The organism is Mesorhizobium norvegicum (assembly GCF_004919685.1).
In the GTDB taxonomy this organism is placed as follows: Bacteria; Pseudomonadota; Alphaproteobacteria; order Rhizobiales; family Rhizobiaceae; genus Mesorhizobium; species Mesorhizobium norvegicum.
In genome coordinates this window covers 79,806-98,640 of the sequence record NZ_SMYZ01000039.1, presented here as the reverse complement: position 1 = coordinate 98,640, position 18,835 = coordinate 79,806, and the positions used below count along the sequence as shown (strand labels likewise).

The window sequence follows — 18,835 nt, the reverse complement described above, 5'->3', positions numbered from 1 at the left end:
TCAATATCCGATGATCGCCCCGCATGCTATTTCAAATGCTTACATTACGCTTACATTCTGCCGTCGCTGTGATAATGTAAGCAGAGAAGCCAACAACCGCGAGCTGTGTGCAATGGGAAAACTGACTAAACGCGCCGTAGACGCCCACACGCCCCCGGAAAAAGGACAGACGTTTCTGTGGGATGGCGAAATAAGAGGCTTTGGTGTCCGCGTTGTGCCTTCTGGCTTGAAGACATTCGTCGTTCAGTACCGCAATGTGGAGGGCCGCACCCGACGCATGGTTATTGGCCGCTACGGAGTGATGACGGTCGAGCAAGCCCGTGATCAGGCCAAAGTCAAGCTGGGCGCCGTAGCCGGTGGCGCTGACCCGGCCGCGGAGAACGCCAGTGTGCGCGAAGCGATCACGGTCGCCGAGGTGTGCGACTGGTATCTGGCAGAAGCTAAGGCAGGCCGTATCCTGGGCCGCCGTCATCGTCCAATCAAAACATCCACGTTGGCAATGGATCGGAGCCGTATTGAAACTCACATCAAACCGCTGCTCGGCCGCCGGCAAGTGCGCGCGCTCAAGCTCGGTGACATCGAAGCCATGCAGTCGGACATCGCAAGTGGAAGGACTGCGAAACCGCGCGGCGTTGGCCGCGGCGGAGCCACCACCGGCGGCGCCGGTGTCGCGGCGCGAACCGTCTCGACGCTCCAGAGCCTCTTCGCGCATGCAGTGCGGCTCGACGTTATTCCTTCCAACCCGGCAGCGGGCGTGCGCAAACGCGCCGGCAAGAGGAGGGAACGTCGCCTGAGCGTCGCTGAGATCAAAAGGCTGGGCGACGTGATGCGCGTCGCTGAAAGGAATGATGAGCACCCAGTCGCGCTGGCCGGCGTGCGACTGATGCTGCTGACTGGATTTCGGATATCGGAAGTTCAAGGAATGAAGCGCGACTGGTTGCATGCCGATCAGGGCTATGTCCATTTCCCTGATACCAAGAGCGATGGTCAGGTGCGCGCGATCGGACCGAGCGCCGCTGATCTCGCAGCCAGCCAACCGACGCGCAAGAACTCCCCTTACGTTTTTCCATCAGATATCGGCGATGGTCATTTTACGGCGACAAAGAGCTGTCTTGCTCGGTTGTGCGCCGGGGCCAACATCGAAGGCGTTACTCCGCACACGCTGCGGCACACCTTCGGGAGTGTCGCTGGCGACTTAGGATTTTCCGAGTTGACGATTGCCGCGCTTCTCGGCCACGCCGCCCGGGGCGTCACTCAGGGATACGTTCATATCGACGAGGCTCTCAAACTGGCCGCGACGCGGACGTGCGAGGAGATCGCCTCTCTTCTAGGTGCCGGCTGGGAGCGCTCGGCCTTTGGGGAAAAGCTTCGCTAAATGGGCGAACATCTCACTTACATCAACTGCCGCTCGTCAGTCGACCGGCCGGGTTAGCTATCCCGCACCCACTCCTCAACAGCGCGCAGAATGCTCGCGGCTCCGCGCCCGGCAGCGTAGACGACGGGCCGTCCCCCTCGCCTAGCGCGAATGAAATCTGTTGCGGCATGGGTCGCAGAAGCCGCGACGATGACAAAGAGGTCGGCGTTCTCCGCGAGAGCGCGCAAGCTGGGGCCGCCACCATGGTCGCTGTTAACCCGGACCTGTAGGGTGGCCTCAAGTTCCATGAGAATTGCCGCGGATTGGGCGCCGGCAGACTCGGTGAGCGTGTAAATCCCGATCAACTTGCCTGCTAGGCTGGCAGCGAGTTTCGTCTCATTCGCCGCGTCCGTACTGGCATTGACCAACTCCGTGGGGAGGGTCGCGGTCCAGCCCAGCGCATTGGCCACGCCAATTAGACTGCGTCTCTGGAGGGGCGAAAGTTGATGGGCAATCGGGATTAACCGCGAGACGGCTCCTTGCCAGAATTGCTCTCTCGCGGTTTGATCCGGCGCGGGGGCGGCGATCGTCTCTTCGACAAGATCGATCAGCCAGTAGGTTGAGCGAAGTCCGGCGCTCTCTCCCGAATACTCAAGTAGGTCAAGAAGGAGGCGACGATAGTCGGTCGCCAGGAGGCCCCCCGATAGTAGTGCTCGAGCCAGAACCCCGGCAGAGTCGAGCATCAACGGGGCAAATCGCCCGCTCAACATGATACGCTCCAGGGCCGCTTCATAGACGACATGGCCAGAGACGCGGGGGAACTCCGGATCTTTCTGAAGCCAGGCCACAAAATGCGGCAGCGCTTCCAGGAGGCGATCGAGCGCAGGAGGCTCATCCGATGCGCCCCGAAGGCAGTCCGCCAAACCAGATGCCGTCGCTGGATCCCCCAACTCGTCAACCGTGCTCCACTCTTCGGAACCTCGGCGAGCGATGGTTGAGGCGCTTGTGAATGCGGGTCGCGCAATCGCGCTGAGCCAATGTGGCCAATTTGTCGGCAGATCATCCTGGCCGAATTCCTGATCTAGGTTAGAGAGCGCCCGTCGAACAACGTAGGAACGAAGAAGGCTCTCGCGGTCAGGTTCCGGCAGGGCCTGCAGCAGCGCGTTCGCTTGGTCGTACGCCGAAAGACTGCCGGTGAGGTCAGCTTCGGCAACCGCCTGCGCGGCCAAAAGAGCCGGCTCAGCGTTCTCGGTGTGCACATGGAGGACGGTTGACTCCACCAACCCGGGCACCAGCACGGTCGCCAACTCGCCAAGGTCCGCGCCGGACGCCAATGCGGCCTGTGCCAGGAGGCCAGAGGGATCGGTGGCCAAGGCCTCCATAGCGTAGAGCCGCCAAGCGCCCTCCCCGAGTAGTGGCGAAGCCGGCAGACGAATGAGATCGCGGGCCATCGGTCGTACGGCAGCAGCATAAATACCGACGTCATAGGCTTGATCGCTAAATGTCGTCCAATACAGGCTTTCCAACAGGGCAGCGGTCACAGCCGCCGGACGCCGCGCCTGTACAAGGGACTCGAACGCTGGCATGCCGGCTATGGCGGACCAATCGCGCGCGGCCGCCCGGATCTCAATTTCCAAAAAGCGCAGATTGAGCGCGTCGAGACGGTGCTCCGAACGGCACCTCTGGAGAACAGCGAAGGCGTCGTCGATTGCAAGCGCATTGAGGTGGTCTCGGATTCTCGCCAGCAGTCGGCTGGTAGGTTCCGGAATGGGCTCCGTGCTCGGTGGTGTCCGCGCGACCATCGCGACGAGACGGCCAAGCGCACGCTCGGCGCTGTCCGCCGTTTCCGGCGACGGCACCAGCCTAGCAACGGCTGCGAGGCCCGCATCCACAAGAATCCTCTCGTGAGGCTGGTAAACCTCTGGGTGGTAAGGGAGACCTCCAAAGTTGGTAAGCGTTGGCCCTACGAACGACAGAAGAAGCGGACGAAGACGCCTCCACTCCGCCGGCGTGTTGGCGACGGCGTAGTAGATCGTGACCTTGTTCCCACGAGGCCAAGCGAGTATGGCGCCGGGAAACGCTGCATCTCTAGCCGTAGCCTCCAACGATGTGTGCCGATCGGAAAGCGGGCTTGGAGCAAAAGCCCGAAATGCCGCTAAGACGCCTTCGGCCTCGGATACGGCAGCGCCAATCATCGGCCGTGCCCCCACTTCTCCTCAAGCTGGATCCGCCGCTCGGCCACTGCGGCGGGATCCCGCCGAAGCAGAACATGCTCGTCGTTTACGGTGATGCCGCTCCATGTGAGATTCATGGAGCCAGACAAGACATAGCCATCGCCCAGTATGCCCTTCTCGTGAAAATCGGGCGTGACGAGAACCCGCACAGCACCGCCATTGGCGCTCCCTAGCGCTCGCATCTTGTCCACAAAGCTCACGTTATGCGGATGATCCCGGGTGAGTACGATCACCTCGCAGCCTTTGTTGGCCAGCGCCTCGATCACAGCCGACAAGCGAATGGCAGCAGCGGGCCAATCCGGCTGCAGCGCGGAGAATTGTCGAGCTTCATTGTCGAGGATATCGATGTCTGTGATCCAGCCGAAACCGAGCCAAAGTCTGCGGCTAGGGGACAACAATTCGATGGCGAACAGAGACTGGAGAAGGTCTCGGATAGCCCGCGTCTGACCTGGGCCCGTGAGATCCCTTGAAGCGGTCATACCTGCTCCTGCACGATCAGGGTGGCGACCCATCCGGCGGGATGGCTTTCGACACGTTCCACCCGGGGGAAAAATTGCAGAAACCCGACGTCGACAGGGTCCAAAAGTACCTCCAGGAGTGCGGACCGGAAAGCAGCGGCGGCCGCCGCCGGTGCGAACAGTTCCGCCGACCCTTCCTCAGCTAGCGCCTCTCCGAGACGGGCTTGCCATTCCACATCGACCAGGGATACTCGCCGCCCGGATCGTTCAAGGAGGGCTCGCGCAAGTCGGGGGTCAGCGTGTCGTCGCGCGGCGTATGGACTGTAGGACTGAAGCGCCCGTTGGCTGGTCTCTACACCGCGTGGCCAGAGCACGTTTGCGAGAAGTTGCGCTGCCTCGGCGTGATCCAATTCGTGGGCAGACCCGACCACAATGCGCAACCGCGCCCGGACATTCGGATCCACGCCAAAGACATGGGCAATCTCGCGAACGCCCACCGCGACGCCGATCCGCGTCTCAAGATCCCTCCAGCGTGCCAACAGGTCATGTAGTAAGCCATCAAGTTCCGGTCCATTCATGGGCGTCAGAAGTCGTGCATTCAGCGAAACACTGAGGGCATGGCCAACGTCAAGCCCGCGCGTAGCGAGCAACTGGTAGAGGCGGGCGCGCAATCCTTCCCTCTCGGCGTGGCCGGAAGCACTACGAAGCAGGGCGACCGCTGCACGCACGTCTCGATCGGTGTGCACCAGTTCCACGAAGGCTTCGAGGCCATTCGCGGCGACTTCGAGGTCGGTCGGGGCTAGTGCCCCTTCCATTGCTCGAGCAAGCAGCCGCGGCTCTTCAGCGGCTCGCTCTGCTATGGCCTGGAGCACACCCGCGCCACCTAGCGTAGTTTCACTGACCCAGATCGTCGGCGACGTAGCATGTTCGGTGTCCGCCACAAGCGAGTCCGCGGAAATGTGTCGCGGCGCCATAGCGGCGCACGCTTGGAGGACAGCTTCCGTCAGCGTCGCGATCACCGTGTCGACCATCCAAGCCCGAAAGGCGCGGGGCTCGGGTTCGCTCGCCTGCTCGGAGAGAGTTCGAAGGCACTGCAGGACCTCGTCTCGGCTCATGACGTCGGTCAACGCCTGTTCTTGGCCGCTGAGGTGGCCGTCGGCATGGGTAGGGGGAGCGTCGTCCGGGCCGCCATCTTCGCCGTCAAGATCACTGACGGCCTGATTCTGGAAGATAACGGCCATAGCCAAGCGCAGGCGGTCCACCGCGTTAGGTTGGTCCAAGATGGATACCGCAGCAGCGGAGAGGCCGACGTTCTGATCTACCGAGTCCACAAGTGCAGCAGAAAGCAGGACTTGATGCAGCCATTCGCGCTGAAACGGGTCCACGTCGCTGGGCATTTCCGGGTCATGCAGGATCAGGTGCCGGAAATAGGCGGACCGGCAACCGGCGAGTGTGTCCGTCGGTAGTGTTAAGGCCGCCCTTTGCAGAACCAGATCAAGGTTCAGCTGAAGGCTGAGCGCGTCGACCTCAATTTCAAAACCGATCGCCGCGGGCGCGCCCTCGTCGTCGACAAAGCGATACCTAATGCGTCGGTCGCCGCTCTGTCTGCGCAGGATGGCTTCACCGCCCGGGGCAAAGCGACGAACGCCGATATTGCTCCGGTGTCGGTGCAGGTAGAAAGAGATTTTGGAAACGTGCCTCCGCCAAGGACTGCGCGGGCTTAGGTCGATGGAGAGTGGGTCGCCCTGCGGCACAAATTCAGAACGCCAAACAAACGAACCGTTGGATGTCGGCCCCGCTATATGCCGGGCTGGCGCTTGCAGCCGAACCCGCCACGGACGGTACACGTGAAACGCCCCCTCCTGGGTCACAAAGTCCCCGATATACTCGGAGAGTTCCGCATAATGACTGATTAAAAGAGCCTGGTCGTCGATGTCAGGATCAAGTGGCGACCAATGGTGGAGCCCGCCCCGTTCAACAGCGAAGCGGCGGGTCACGCGGCCCGGCGCCAACTGGGCGAGGGCAGCGGCAATGGGCATCCCCCGCTGCTTTTCGTCTAACTGTACCGTGGCCGGGGGAAGTACGACTGTGACTTCTGGGAGGTTAAGATCGCTAAATAGGTTGCGGGCCACGAAATCGGGCAGCGGATGCCACTCCGTATGGAGATCGAGCATCCCGTCGCGCGGCGGGTGTGCGAGACGCCAGTTTCGATGGAGCCGCCGGGACAGAGTAGGGATGGCGTCTAGTAGCAGTGATCGGGGCGGCTGCCATAGGAGAGTCTCGACCGTGGGTTGGTCAATCTTCAGAGCGCGGCGAAGGTGTTGCGTTAGGCTAGCGATTGCCGTGGGCTCGCCACGACTGAGGTCGAGAAGTTTTTGTTTGGCGACTTCGCGCAAGGCATCGCCTGCGCTCGCTCTGTCACCCTGCGGCCGGCTCAGGACATCCCATGCCCAGCCGCGTCCCTGTTGACCGGCCTGATCCGCTATCCAATCGAATAGCGCATAGGTTGCCTGCATGCGCAGCACATATTCGTTCTGAACGGGCAGTGGTTGGGCGGGAAGGACGGGATCAAAAAGATGTTCGTAGGCTTGAAACGCGACCCGATCCCGTCCGTAATCGCTCAGCACCGTGACGGTTAATGGGCGCATACCTCTAGTTCGCCCCGCGCGACCGCGGCGCTGGAGGTAGGACGCCGCGTCCTTCGGCGCCTTATGTTGTAGCACTGCGCCCACTCGCGCATCATTGTACCCGACCTCCAAAGACGCCGTGGCCACCACAACATCGGCATTTCCGAGCACGCCTGCATCTTCGGACGTCGTTCGACCCACCAGCAACGGTTGATCCAGCCTCCGACCGATGTCCTCGCTTACCCGCCAGTTTTGCCCATCTAACTCCCGTCGTGCGAAGTCCGCCTCACCCGGTAAGGGCCGCCTTAGCGCCGCTAAGGGTTGCGTGCCCCCCCGCGGTCTACCGAATATATCCAGACCTTCGGCGTCCCGGAGATTGTCAAACAATCGGTTGATCACGTCGAGGTTGTCTGTGAACGCAAACAGGCGGCTGCCGAAGCGGCCGCCTGACCGGCCGTTCTCAAGCGGGTCTAGCATACGTGACAGGAGCATGGCCGACTGGATCGAGGTGGAGAGTACGGAACTTCGCGACGCCGGATCGCTGCGCAGCAATACTTGGTATTCAGCCCCTTCCTTAACGAAGGCCGTTGGCGAAGCCTCCTCCACGAGACTTGGATCAAGACCAACGAGATCGGCGAAAAACTGCGTCGCCTGGCGCAGCGTCGCTGAGAGGCCTACGAAGGTGACGGGCGCGTTGACGGCATGGCGCCATCGCCTAAGTGTGAGAGCCGCCTGGGCTCCGGCCGTTCCAGTGTAAGTGTGGACTTCATCCAACAGAGCAAACAACGGCCGTCGGTCGCTGGGTTGACCGACGCCGAACATCCGACGGGCATCCAGGTCAGATAGCCGCTGGTTCAACATCTCCGTAGTCGTGAAAAGGAGATCGGGCGGTTCTCGTCGCAACCGCTGCCGGGTGAGCACTATTTTGTTTTCATCGATCTCGCTGGCGCACCGTGGGTTCACGCACGTCAACCGTTCGCGCCGGGCCGCAAGATCGGCTTCGGCCCAGATCAGATCTCCCCCACAGACCGTGCATGGCAGCCATGGGCAAACGAAAGACCCACCACGGCGCGTCCAGCCCCGGCTCTTCACGTCGGCCGGATCTGGATAGCCGGGTGTGGAACTAAAATAGGCGCCGATCCTGATCGGACGTCTCGGCGCGACCTGGACACCATCAAGCCGTCGAGCCATCCGGTACGTCTCGGCAAATTGGTCCTTAAGTAGTTCGGTGCGCGGATAAACTGCTAGAGCTTTGGTCCAGTTCTCATTGACCCGCACCAATTCAGCGATTCGCGTGAGGGCAGGAAGGTAGAAGGCCATTGTTTTGCCAGACCCGGTGCCGGCTGTAACAATCAGGCCGAGATCTCCGGAACTATGCAACAGGCGCGCCGCCGCTTCCTCTTGAAAATCAGCCAGCAACAAGTCTGCTCCGCTAAGAGCTTCCCAGATCTGCGTTCGAAGAGGCGTAGCCGTGTTGCCGGCGATCCGCAAAAAGACTCTGCTTGCAGGCAAGTCGCGGCTTGGATAACTGCGGCGTCGGATGTCGACGCGAAAGTCGGACACAAGCCGGGGCGCACTGGTCCACGGCGTGTTCGGAAAAATTTGGCGCAGGCGGCTGAGGAGGCGGACCGTTTCTGCAAAGCGCGACCTTAAGCGCCGTTGGTCCCCGGGCGCCCAGACCTCGACCAACAACCGGCCGCGCACCAGGGCATCAAGCGTTACCTCAGGATCGGCTTGCGTCTGAAGCGTATTGGTTATGATCTCGAGCGCTTCGGTTTCCGAGAACGACCCGTCTGCGAATCCCCAACGAAGCGAGCGAAGCTCTAAGCTCTCGAACGCCTCAAGGATTTCGTCCTCCATGCTCAGGTGGTCCTTTTGGATACGATACGGAAGGCATCGCTCAGCTTGCGGTCCTCAAGCCAGGTTGCCACCTCCTCAGTGAAGTCGGAGAGGGCCGCCCCTTGTTGTCCGGCGGCGCGCAGAAAGCGAAGCACTTTCGCAGGCAGACCGTCGCCCGTCATGGTTCCGAGTTCAGCGTCTTTTGCTGAGCGTGCGGCCGTCAACTCCGCGAGTTTGCTGGCGACATGCTCTGGATCCGGAATGCGACTGCGCAGGGTGTTCACACGCTCGGCCACGGCTCGAATGCGCTGGACGTGGCTGTGATAGTTAGGGATCGCTTCAAGTGCGCGAAGGACATCTTCGCTTGGAAGATCCGCTTGTTCATCGACGGTCTCCGTCCAAGCAGAGAGCGCCAGGCGGTCGATCTCCTCAGCCACCTTCTTCACGGCGGGCAGGAACTCAAACCGAATACTCTCGTCCGCATTGCGCAATGCGGCCCGATCAGCGCGGAAGGTCGCCAGGAGTTCCTCTGCGCGACGTCGGAGGCCCGGTAGAGGGAGATGCGCATGGACAGCGACGTTCTGGGCTTTGAGACCCGCCCAGGATGCACACGCATTCGATAGCGCCGTCGCAGGGGCTGACAACTGCGCAGCGCGGGTCGCGAAAACCTGCGCTTGATTGCTTGCCGCTTTCAAATCTTGGTGCTCGGCCAACGCAGCTTTTAGAGCAAGAGCGCGATCAAGTAGCATGCTCGACCTCGAACATGCGCAGTTGGTTGCTGATCACATCTAGGGACGTCTCGATCCTCTGAATGTCCGTCGCCACGGCCTGCTCTTGGGCTGATTGTTGGTCCGCCTGCTCCCGCAGGATGGTTTCGGATTGATCCAGAAACGCCTGCGTCGCTGCGACCAGTTCTCTGGCCGCAATGACAGCACCACGCCGCCCGCGGGCAAACGCGCAAATCATTCCTACTGCGTCCGGAGCGTCCCGCAGTATACGCGAAGCCGACACAGCATCATCGAACTGCACGCCGTCGAACCGCCCGAGGGTCTCTTCCAACTTGCCTGCCGATCGACCGGCCAAACCCGTGGCAACTAAGCTCGTCCTAACATCTGCGAGTGTCGTCACAATCGTTAGCTTCTTTGCTTCCGGCCCAAAGGCGGCCTCCATCTCGCTGAGCCATGACAATCGGTCGGCTCGCTCGACGTTTGCCGCCGGTTCCAGCGCCGCTGCAGTCTTCCGGTAGAGATCTGCCGCCTTGCGAAGGAGGTCGAAGTTTATGTCCGAGGGCGGCTTGAGCGTGAGGCGCCATCCCTCAGCCCGCACCCGCTTGAGAGCTGCGATAGGAACAGCGGGATCCACAAGAGTGCCTACTTCGCCACCCTTGCTCCCGGAACAAAAGGCCCGCAGAACGTCAATGAGCCCGTTGCGGCCAGTGTAAAGAGTGCCATAGACTCGTCGCAAATCATCACTCACGGCCTGAATTTCCTCCGGCCACTCGGCCGTGAAGAGTGCAGCGACGTCCGACGTCAACTCGGCGTCCGCCTTGATTTTGCCGTTCAATGCCGCAGCGACTGCCAGCAGTTCTGCTGCGGCCATCGCATGAGACCAATCGGCCGTAGCAGCAGTCAAATTACGGATTTGGCCAATGACATCATCGCGCCAAGCCGACAGACATTGAAGGAAGGCCGCGAGTGCCTGCGATCCGCCTTGAAAATCCCAAGTGCCATCTCTCTGGGCTCGCAGCAGGCCCTGCAGTGCTAGCGCTGTGCGGTCGAATTCGGCCGCGCTTGCATTCGCGCCCGGAATTTCGACCGAGACCAGGGAGTTTATCGCCGCTGTACTTTGGCGCGTGAAAACGACCGACCGCCGTCGGAATGGGCGAGGGCTGTCGGCGCCACAGAAGGTGCTGCGCTCTAACCCAAGCCCATCCCAATCGATAGAGTCGGCGATTGCGTCGAACAATAGCGGTCGCAACTTGTCAGCAGCGTTTTTCAGCGTGTCTCCGGTTGCCCACGCTTCGAGCTCACGCTCGTCTCGTGTGCGCATGTCTGGCGCCGGTTGGTCCCTCAGAGGTCCGGGCTCGTCCGCAGTCTCTTTCTGCTCTTCTCTCTCTGCCGCATCAGGGATCTCAGGAGCGCTGAAGGCATCCAGAATATCTGGCGGAAGATTCAAAATCGCTCCTGATCCGTCCCAAAGCTCCAACAAGGCGCCAAGACGCCCTTCTTCGCCGGGCATCCGCCTCCGGAGCGAATCTCGGGTCGTCGCCGAAAGATGTTGAAAACCCCCCAGTTCGTCCAACAGCGCGCTGGGTGGGAAGTGCCCGCTTGCAAGGGATGGGCCATGATTGTCGAGCACTTTAACCAGCACATTGGTTTGCAGGGCGCGCGGATTGAAAGCTTCCTGCATCCGCTCATCGGCTCGCTCAGTCATGTTCCACAACGCTGTGGATGTGAAGGGATAGAGGCCATGGCCCATCGTCGTCGCGCCAAAGGCATCGTGGCAGGACGACATAAATGAGCACTCCTCGCAGGCGTTTGGAAGCGGGCTCGCCGATCCAACCGAGTCCCATTCCTCTAGGCGCCCCAAACCAAGGCGAACGGCGTTGAGATACGGGCCCGCGAACGCCGCAAGAGAGGAACGATCCATCCGACCGGACGCCTGCCGGCCAACGGATTTGTCCATATCGACCAAGAAGCTCATTCGCGTATACACGGTCTCGACTACTTGTTCGAAAAAGCCCGTCGTTACCGCAATCGCCCACCGAAGCCTGCAAAGTCTGTTTTCGGAATCCCCCTGTTCGATCATCGCCTGTAGCAGCGCACGATCGAGACCTTGGAGCCTTGCAAAATCCTCGATCAGGAGGATTAGTTCGCGGCCCTCGCTGAAGAGTTGCCGGCGCAGATCGGCCATAAGTCCTATTAGGCGGTCGCCAGAGAAACTGAGAGTCCGCATGATTGCCGAATTGAGGCAGTCATTGATGATAGTCACAGCCATCTGTAGGGCTTCGGGCACTCCGTAGAGGTAGTGAAGGGCTTGCTGAGCAAGTTTGGCGGCCTGGCCAAAGTCTCGTGGATCGACCGGAAGATCGTCAGACGTGAACCGACGCCGTTCGTCGGCGGGACGGTATGCGGTCGGCGCGGCGAAGACGTGATCGACCAACTCAGAAATGACATTTCCATCCCGCAAGAAATGCTTCTGGCGAAAATAAACATCCTGAAAGAGATACGGAAGCACCTTGATAAGCTCCCGTTCTAGATCGAGGTCGGGTGAACCGGGCAAGGGGACCTTTTCACCAATTGCGTACGCGATCTCGTTTAAAAGCCTTTCCTTTTGGCCCGCACGTGTCGCGGTGGCATCGCCAGTTCTTTCAAGCACCTCCCGAAAGCTGATCTGCCTGTCGGGTACGAGTTGCTCGATGATCATCTCAATTATCGAACGCAGGCTGGTGCCGGCCTTTGGGATCACCAAGACGAGGCGGTCTTCTGATTTCGGAATGTTCAGTTTCAACCAGTGGATCAGGTGGGACTTTCCCGATCCACTACGACCATATACGGCAAGTCTCGAATAGTTGACCTCTGGTCGAAGGAATTCACGCAGCAGATCCTCTTGAGACATCCCGGTGAAATGGCTTGGGGCGAGGTCCTGGAACGCCGTTCCCATGGGGGGCGAAACCTGCAATGTACAGTCGCTGTGTACAGCGCGGAATATCGCGGGCGACACTGCTTCGGCCTCGGTGTTAACGACCGCCGTGACACCCGTTGGGCTCCAACAGAGATAATTCTTCACGCGCGCTCGCCCTTATAAATCACCCGACTGAGCCGACGCGGTGCATCTGCGCCGAAATCCATCACCATGGCCTGCGCGTCAGCACGAGCGTCTAGGTGGATCAGACCCAGTTGCTCAAGCCTTATGAGAGCGAAACTCGTGGATTGCGACAGCCGTTGGGCTTGACGGGCGAACGCGGGACGACAGCGGCCTTCGACTTCGCTGCGGACCCTGCCCTCCTCGAAGACCGGCGACACGCTAGCCAAAGATTGCAGGAAGGTTCCGATCGGCGCCTCCTGCCCCTTGGAGAATACTCTTGGGAGCAACCGGCGCAGGGCTACGGTGGGATCCGGGACCATGGAGCGCGCCGCCAGGGCCTCTCCAAACCCGAGGTACCGGCACCAATAGGTAAACGCGTTCCAACGATCCTTATTCGTTAGGTCATAGACATCCCCCTCGTCGCCTAACTGTTTCTGGATGTCATCCTTCTTCGTGACGCCGAATTGCAGAGGAAGCTTTACTGATTGCATCAGGAACCAAGCTATAGCTCTCGCGAAGGCTGCCTCGCCGTCGTCGTCAGGAGCCGAAACTGGAAGCAGAACGGCCTCTAAGGACGCCAAGAATGTGGCTTCTGTAAACTCTCGACGAGACGACAGATGCGAGGTTAGGCGCAGCTTGTCTCCGTCTTCTTCAACCAGGCGCAAGTCCTTTGCAGCCTTCAGAGTCTGTCGAAAGATGACCGTTGGTTCAGCAACGTTGCGCCAGAGTGGCTTGGGTGAACAAAAGGCGAGCAATCGGTCTGGCGTTTCACCTGAGGTTCGCTCGCTCAGTACGGACACCAAGAGGCGGACCCTGCTTGGCGTCGCTTCCATGCTACCTATGATACTCACGCTCTTAGCCTCGCATGGAAAACGTCATAAGCAAGCGACCGACCCGCGTTCGTAGCTTGAAGCGGTACGCCAGGTCGGCTCGGGTCTGTAAGCGTGACAGGTGCTACGATGATCCGCTCCGTCCCGACCCCGCATGGCGCGAGATCGAGGGCTTCAAGCTGCGCTCCCTCGGCAAGCAGCACAAGCTCAGGACCCGTCGGAAGCCGGCGCTGAGTTATGCGCTCGACGTGCGCGACAAACACCGGTCGGTTGCGGCAAACATCCTGCGCTTCTTTGGCCAGAAGGGGGATTTTTCCGACGATCACTAGGTTATGTACCCCCTCCGCGACCAAGCTCTCTAGAATTTCACCAAAGCGTCTACGAAACTTAAGGTTTATTGCCTGAGAATCATAGAAGACAAGCAGCCTACTAGCTTGGTCGAGCAGGCTGGCTAGCCGGCCAGAACCGAGGCCTCTTGAAGGCCACGGGGATGCTGGTTCCAGCCGAGGACGTTCGGGCGCCTGCCAGCTCTTGTCTGCCCGGCAAAGCCGGCAGCGGCTACAGGAATGCGCTTCTGGACCTGCCTCGTAGAGACGTCGAAACAAGGTTGCGGGACATGCAGCGTCAGTCAGAAACTGATGCATCAATGAAAGGCTGGTCTGGCTGGCAGCGGCGAGATCGCGACGGACAGGTTCGACGCGATCCACCCAGGCGTCTTCACGCAAATGATCAAACTCAAGAATACGGATCCGTTCATAGGAACCCCTTTTTCCTTCTGGAGGTTCGTCAGAGCCCATCAATTGGATGAGGTTCGAACGCGCCATCAGGGTGAGTACGCGGGCGTTCCAGTCACTGTTTCGCTCGCCGCGCATATCGATGTCATCAGGCTCGTTGCTCGGGGCGACGTCCAAGGGGACGATGTATTCATCCACCCCATCTGCCGTGCGGCTTTGCTCAAACATGGACCGCCAGCGTTGCCGCCCGCGGGGCAATCCGATTACGAGTTTCTGGTTGATGTGTTCGGCGATCGCATCGTCCCCGTAGGCGGGCATGACGAGGGATAAACATGTTCGTCCGTCACGCCCACCCCGACCCACTTCTTGATAAAAGCGGTCCAGCGTCTCTGGGACGCAGGCGTGCAACACAGACCGAACATGGCGGTAGTCGATCCCAAGCCCAAAGGCGGAGGTCGCTACCACCAAGTCAACGTTCCCTTCACGCCAATCGCCCAGAATCTTCTCGCGCTCTCGGTTTGGGGTCTCGCCATGCACCATCCTAAGGCTACGGAAGCCTGCCGCGTGCAGCAGCGTGAACCATGCCTTTGCATCAACCACACGTGTGGCGTAGAGAATCGCTGGGCGAGGAACATGGTGCAGGGCTTCGAGGACGCGGGACTGCCGATCAAGATCGGTTGTTGACTGAGCCACCCAGTAATCTGGCTCCGACCGCAGTCGGATCGCGGCGACCTCCGCAAAGGGGCTCGCGCCAGCGAACAACGTTTTCAGCATTGCGATCGTTGCCGGCGTCAGGGTGGCCGATAGCAGAATCGTCCTAGCCTTGTATTCCGGCGGAGAGGCATCGACGAGTTCCTGACGAACTCCACCAAGAGTTTGAAATTCTGTTCGGAAGCCAGTGCCCCATCCGTCTACCAGGTGGGCTTCATCGACGACGATGGCTCGCAGCCTGCCACGCTCGGCAGCACGATGAAGCGATCGTCGCAAGGGACCACAGACCGCTTCCGGCGAGGCGACGCAAAGGCCCTGACTATCCTCATCTATGCGGGCGACTAGGATCGCATTGCTCAAAGCCTCGCCCCCGCGATAGGCAATGGGAGCGACAAAGCCCCTTTCGACTGCGGAGTTCTCCTGATCAATAGCCAATGCCACTGTTGGTGTGACGACAAGGACAAGCCCCGGCTCGCGGTGGCCTTTTTGCCCAGTGAAGCCAATTCGCTCGGCCAGCTGAAAGATTAAGCTCTTACCCTCGCCCGTGGCCAAACCCACAGCCAAAGTAGCACCCGGAGGGGTCGTGAGCGCAGCGCGGACGGCCGCGCGCTGCCCCACACTTTGGTAGGTACGGTGGCCGAGAGCCGCAAGAAACGGATCTCCCTCCGTCCGAGCGTCTTCGCCGAAATTCTTCGGCTGCTCGGCCGCCGCATAGCGATCAACCCCCTCGGCCGGCGTAGATCCTAGCCAAGCGGGGCGCCAGGGCGTGAGGTTTATCTGGAGACCTCGCGGCAAAGGATGAGCGCGAAGACCGACGCCATTCCAGTCCGTAAAGTCAAGCAGAGGCGATCCTTGCCCTAGGGTGCAACTCGCGGATGGCCCTTCGCGTTGGGCCGTCTCGTGGCTCAGCGCCTGCCGCAGGAGCAACGCGAGGTCGAGCGGGGAGCGGCCTGCAGGATGCAGCAGTGCTCGCCGCAGACGATCAAAGGATGGGTTGTCGGGTGACATCCACGGCTCTTGCGCTTCCCCGCTGAGCGCGCGTCCCAGGGCAGCGAAAGCCCTTGCTCCCCTTAGGGTCATGGCAACCCAACCCGTGACGGAGCTTGGCTTGAAAGCACAAAGAAACCGATCGAATCCAGGCGAACCCTAGGAGCACGAACCGCCTCGACAACCGCCCTCGCTTCCGCGATCCCTTGGCTGTCCTGGCGACGGGCCCGGCGCCGAAAATCCTGCTCGGCAAGACGCACTGCCTTACAGGTTTGAGCGAGATACTCGGCCTGTCTCCGCAACATAGCGTCGGCATGTTCGCGAATCTCGACACAGGTGGCGGCAAATACCGAAGGCTCAACGATACGGGCAAAAAGGTCGGAGCGGCTCGACAGGTTGATGTCGCGAGCCCCGTTTGACGCCTGCTCCCGCACATAGGGGCGTTTGAGGATATCCAGTAAATGCGGTGGGGCAGTCAGCCCTTTCGGATCGAGGTGGAATTGCATCGTCCACGGCGAGAGGAACGACTGTGCTCGGCGGGAAAGTCCGTCCACGTCAGCAGAGTGGAATACCTCAAGATCCTTGCTGATTTGGGCCTCGACAACAAAGCAAAGCCGGAAGCCACTCCAGGCGATGTCGCTGCCTTCCAGACTGGGATCGACGCGCCATGTAGCGAACGCTGAGCCGCGATCATCCCACCTAAGCGCCCGTTCCATGGCGTCGATAACGCGAGCCCCCGGCCTTAAAAGAGCCGCACCTCGCCTGGATGCGACACGCCGCCGCCAAGTGAGCGGGCGCTCCCGCTCGAGCCCGAACTCGCGCTCCCACGGTTCCCTCGGCAGAAGGGTCTCTTTCACCCAGTCGTACCGGAACGGATCCTCCTCATTCTCCACACGCAACCGCTTCAATTGCAACCCCTTCAACAGCCACCCCTCCGCCGCGAGTTCGAGCATCTTCTCATCGGCCTCCGCGTCCTCGATGGCCTCAATCACTTTCCCAGCGTCATCCGCCAGCGCCACCGCATCCAAGGCGTACTGTTCATCTGCAAGCTGCCGCGCTTCCTGCAACCTGTTCCGAACCGGCTCGATCATTTCGCGAAGGCCGGTTGCGCCGCCTTCGAGGAAAGCTTGCGCAATTTCCGTTTCAAGTCCGTCCAGGATAAATTGAACGTCGCTCGTGGACCGCTCGTAGATCCCAAACCCTTTGGTCAATAGTTCCTGCCAGGCCGCCCATGGGCTTGCATCGTCGTCGCTGGGAAGAAGGATTCTCTGCCGAACCATTGGTTTAGTGCGGCCGAATCGATCCAACCGGCCGATCCGCTGCTCCATTCGGATCACCGAGAAGGGAAGATCCAAATGCAGCAGGGCGTCGGCGAAGTTGAGATTGAGGCCTTCCTCTCCGGCGCGATCGCAAATCAACACCGAGATGTTTGAATCCGTGCGGAAGCGCGCGATGGCTGCGTCAATGTCGGAATTGGTGGAGGCCTCCGTGAAGGTTAGTGCACTCTCGCCCCGTTCAGCCAAAGCACAAGCGAATGCGGCCACGGTCTCCGGACGCGACGCGAAGGCGACAATCTTGGGATGGCGTTCGCCTTGGCTGTGCAGGCGCCGGCGCAGGGTCGCCAGACTATCCGAAGCTACCGCCGCCGCGTTGCGGGTCCCAGGATCCCGACCCGCGATGGCCGCCACGGCGACTGGCAACGTCACGTCAGCAGCAGCCGCGTCCAGATTGAAACCGATAGCCTCCACTTGCTTGAAGAGATGTCTGGCCGCTTCAGCGCGCCCAGCGGAACAGTTGTCGGGATCCGGTTCGGCACGGACGTCCTCCCGCCAGTCTTCGATCGCGGCCAATATGTCAGGCCAGCGAAGGTCTTCGTCGACCTCTTCTAGGACGTGTTCCCGTCGGCCATCCACCAGCTGTCCGCGCGGGCGAAAATAGAGTACCGCGTCGCTGCGTCGGGCGCGTACTAGGCGTTGGTGCACGCGATACGTGTCAGCCAGATGCTGGCGTAAATCCGCGGTGGCCGCGGTAGCCTCTTCCCCACCCGCCACAATCAAGTCCTTCAGTCCTCCAACAAGTTCGTCCTCAGGGATGCGGCTCCCGATTTCGATGGCCGCGCGCCTTACCATCAGCACCGGGGCGTCATCGGACAGGCTCATGAGCAGTCGCCCAAGATCGCGGCCGATCTGCAGTCGCATCTCCAGCTTGGATACGTCCTCGGGTCCGTAGGTCTCTGGATCGAGGAGGTGAAGAAGGTCGAGGAGTCGCATTGGATCGCCGAGGACAGGGGTCGCTGTCAGAAGGAGCAGCCGCGGCGTGGCGTGGGCTTGGCGGCGCAACGCCCGATTCAGCGCTTCATCCGCCAAGAGGCTGTGAGCTTCATCCACGATCAAGAGGTCTGCGGGCAGCCTGGCCTCATCGAGTTGGCTGAAGGCAAGGTACTCGACGCGTCCGGGGAACTCGCCGAGGCCACAGCGATCCTCTAGTTCAGTTCGCCACTGGCTGACCAGGGGCGATGGTGCGAGCACGCGAATGCATCGATCGGGATCATCGATTAGGCATTGGCGAGCGATAACCCCCGCTTCGATCGTCTTTCCCATACCGACCTCGTCGGCCAACAGATAGCGCTGGACGGAATCGGTGAGCACGCGACGGACGGCTGCAAATTGGTGCGGGACCAGTTCAATTCTGCTGGATAAGAAGGCCGTGAGACCTTTGCTAGCCCCCCTCAAAGCCACCGAGCTCTCCAAAGCGGCCCATCGTCGATCATGCAGAAACTGACTCTCGCCGCCACCGCGGGCGAGCACGTCGCTAGGGTCGGCGTGTGGTTCGAACACCCGTACCTGAAGGCGATTTTCCTTGAAGTCACCAAGGTGATTATTCGGAAAACGAACCGTGTACTCCACCCACGGCATACCGGAGGGATCGTAGTCGACTACCCTGCCGATTGCCCAGCCCTTGGGAGTTTGCACATAGACACGGGTCTGCGGTCCCAAATAGGCGCGGCCTAAATCGGATCTGTCGAAACGGCACTCTTCGATCTCGTCAATGGAGTGGAACAGGGCGACTCGGCACTGTTCTCCCTCGACGGCAAGCAGCCTGCCGGTACCCCGCCGTCCCGGAAGGCTGACAAACATACCAGGCGATAACTTCGAATCCGACACAAAAGCCCCTCGTACCTCACCTAGGCCCACTCCGGGTCCCGGTACAAGCGGGGGAGCCTCGAGCGCGAGAGGCTTAATTAGCTCCGAAAA

Annotated in this window: 9 protein-coding genes; 1 reads left to right on the top strand and 8 read right to left on the bottom strand. The window is 60.7% G+C overall.

What is annotated here, in order from left to right:
• Positions 1-112 precede the first annotated feature (112 nt).
• Positions 113-1,375 (top strand): tyrosine-type recombinase/integrase, encoded by a 1,263-nt coding sequence (locus tag FCU66_RS16120; protein WP_136616176.1) that lies wholly within the window; start codon positions 113-115, stop codon positions 1,373-1,375.
• 53 nt (positions 1,376-1,428) lie between these two features.
• On the opposite strand, the gene dpdD is transcribed toward FCU66_RS16120, so the two are convergent.
• Genes dpdD through dpdE form a run of 8 tightly spaced genes read right to left on the bottom strand, consistent with a single transcriptional unit; the run spans position 1,429 to position 18,718 of the window.
• Positions 1,429-3,549 (bottom strand): protein DpdD, encoded by a 2,121-nt coding sequence (dpdD, locus tag FCU66_RS16115; protein WP_281285530.1) that lies wholly within the window; start codon positions 3,547-3,549, stop codon positions 1,429-1,431.
• Positions 3,546-4,067, bottom strand: coding sequence for a phospholipase D-like domain-containing protein DpdK (gene dpdK, locus FCU66_RS16110; protein ID WP_168991723.1), 522 nt, complete (start codon positions 4,065-4,067; stop codon positions 3,546-3,548). The genes dpdD and dpdK overlap by 4 nt, the downstream gene beginning before the upstream one ends.
• Positions 4,064-8,533, bottom strand: a complete 4,470-nt coding sequence (gene dpdJ, locus FCU66_RS16105; RefSeq protein ID WP_136616173.1) for a protein DpdJ — start codon at positions 8,531-8,533, stop codon at positions 4,064-4,066. Before dpdJ ends, dpdK begins: the two co-directional genes overlap by 4 nt.
• A 2-nt stretch (positions 8,534-8,535) precedes the next feature.
• Positions 8,536-9,261, bottom strand: a complete 726-nt coding sequence (locus FCU66_RS16100; protein WP_136616172.1) for a hypothetical protein — start codon at positions 9,259-9,261, stop codon at positions 8,536-8,538.
• Positions 9,251-12,301: a protein DpdH gene (gene dpdH, locus FCU66_RS16095; RefSeq protein ID WP_136616171.1), complete on the bottom strand. Its 3,051-nt coding sequence runs from the start codon at positions 12,299-12,301 to the stop codon at positions 9,251-9,253. The genes FCU66_RS16100 and dpdH overlap by 11 nt, the downstream gene beginning before the upstream one ends.
• Positions 12,298-13,152: a protein DpdG gene (dpdG, locus tag FCU66_RS16090; RefSeq protein ID WP_281285529.1), complete on the bottom strand. Its 855-nt coding sequence runs from the start codon at positions 13,150-13,152 to the stop codon at positions 12,298-12,300. The genes dpdH and dpdG overlap by 4 nt, the downstream gene beginning before the upstream one ends.
• Before the next feature lie 14 nt (positions 13,153-13,166).
• Positions 13,167-15,674, bottom strand: coding sequence for a protein DpdF (dpdF, locus tag FCU66_RS16085; RefSeq protein WP_136616169.1), 2,508 nt, complete (start codon positions 15,672-15,674; stop codon positions 13,167-13,169).
• Positions 15,671-18,718: a protein DpdE gene (gene dpdE / locus FCU66_RS16080; RefSeq protein ID WP_136616168.1), complete on the bottom strand. Its 3,048-nt coding sequence runs from the start codon at positions 18,716-18,718 to the stop codon at positions 15,671-15,673. Before dpdE ends, dpdF begins: the two co-directional genes overlap by 4 nt.
• Positions 18,719-18,835 lie beyond the last annotated feature (117 nt).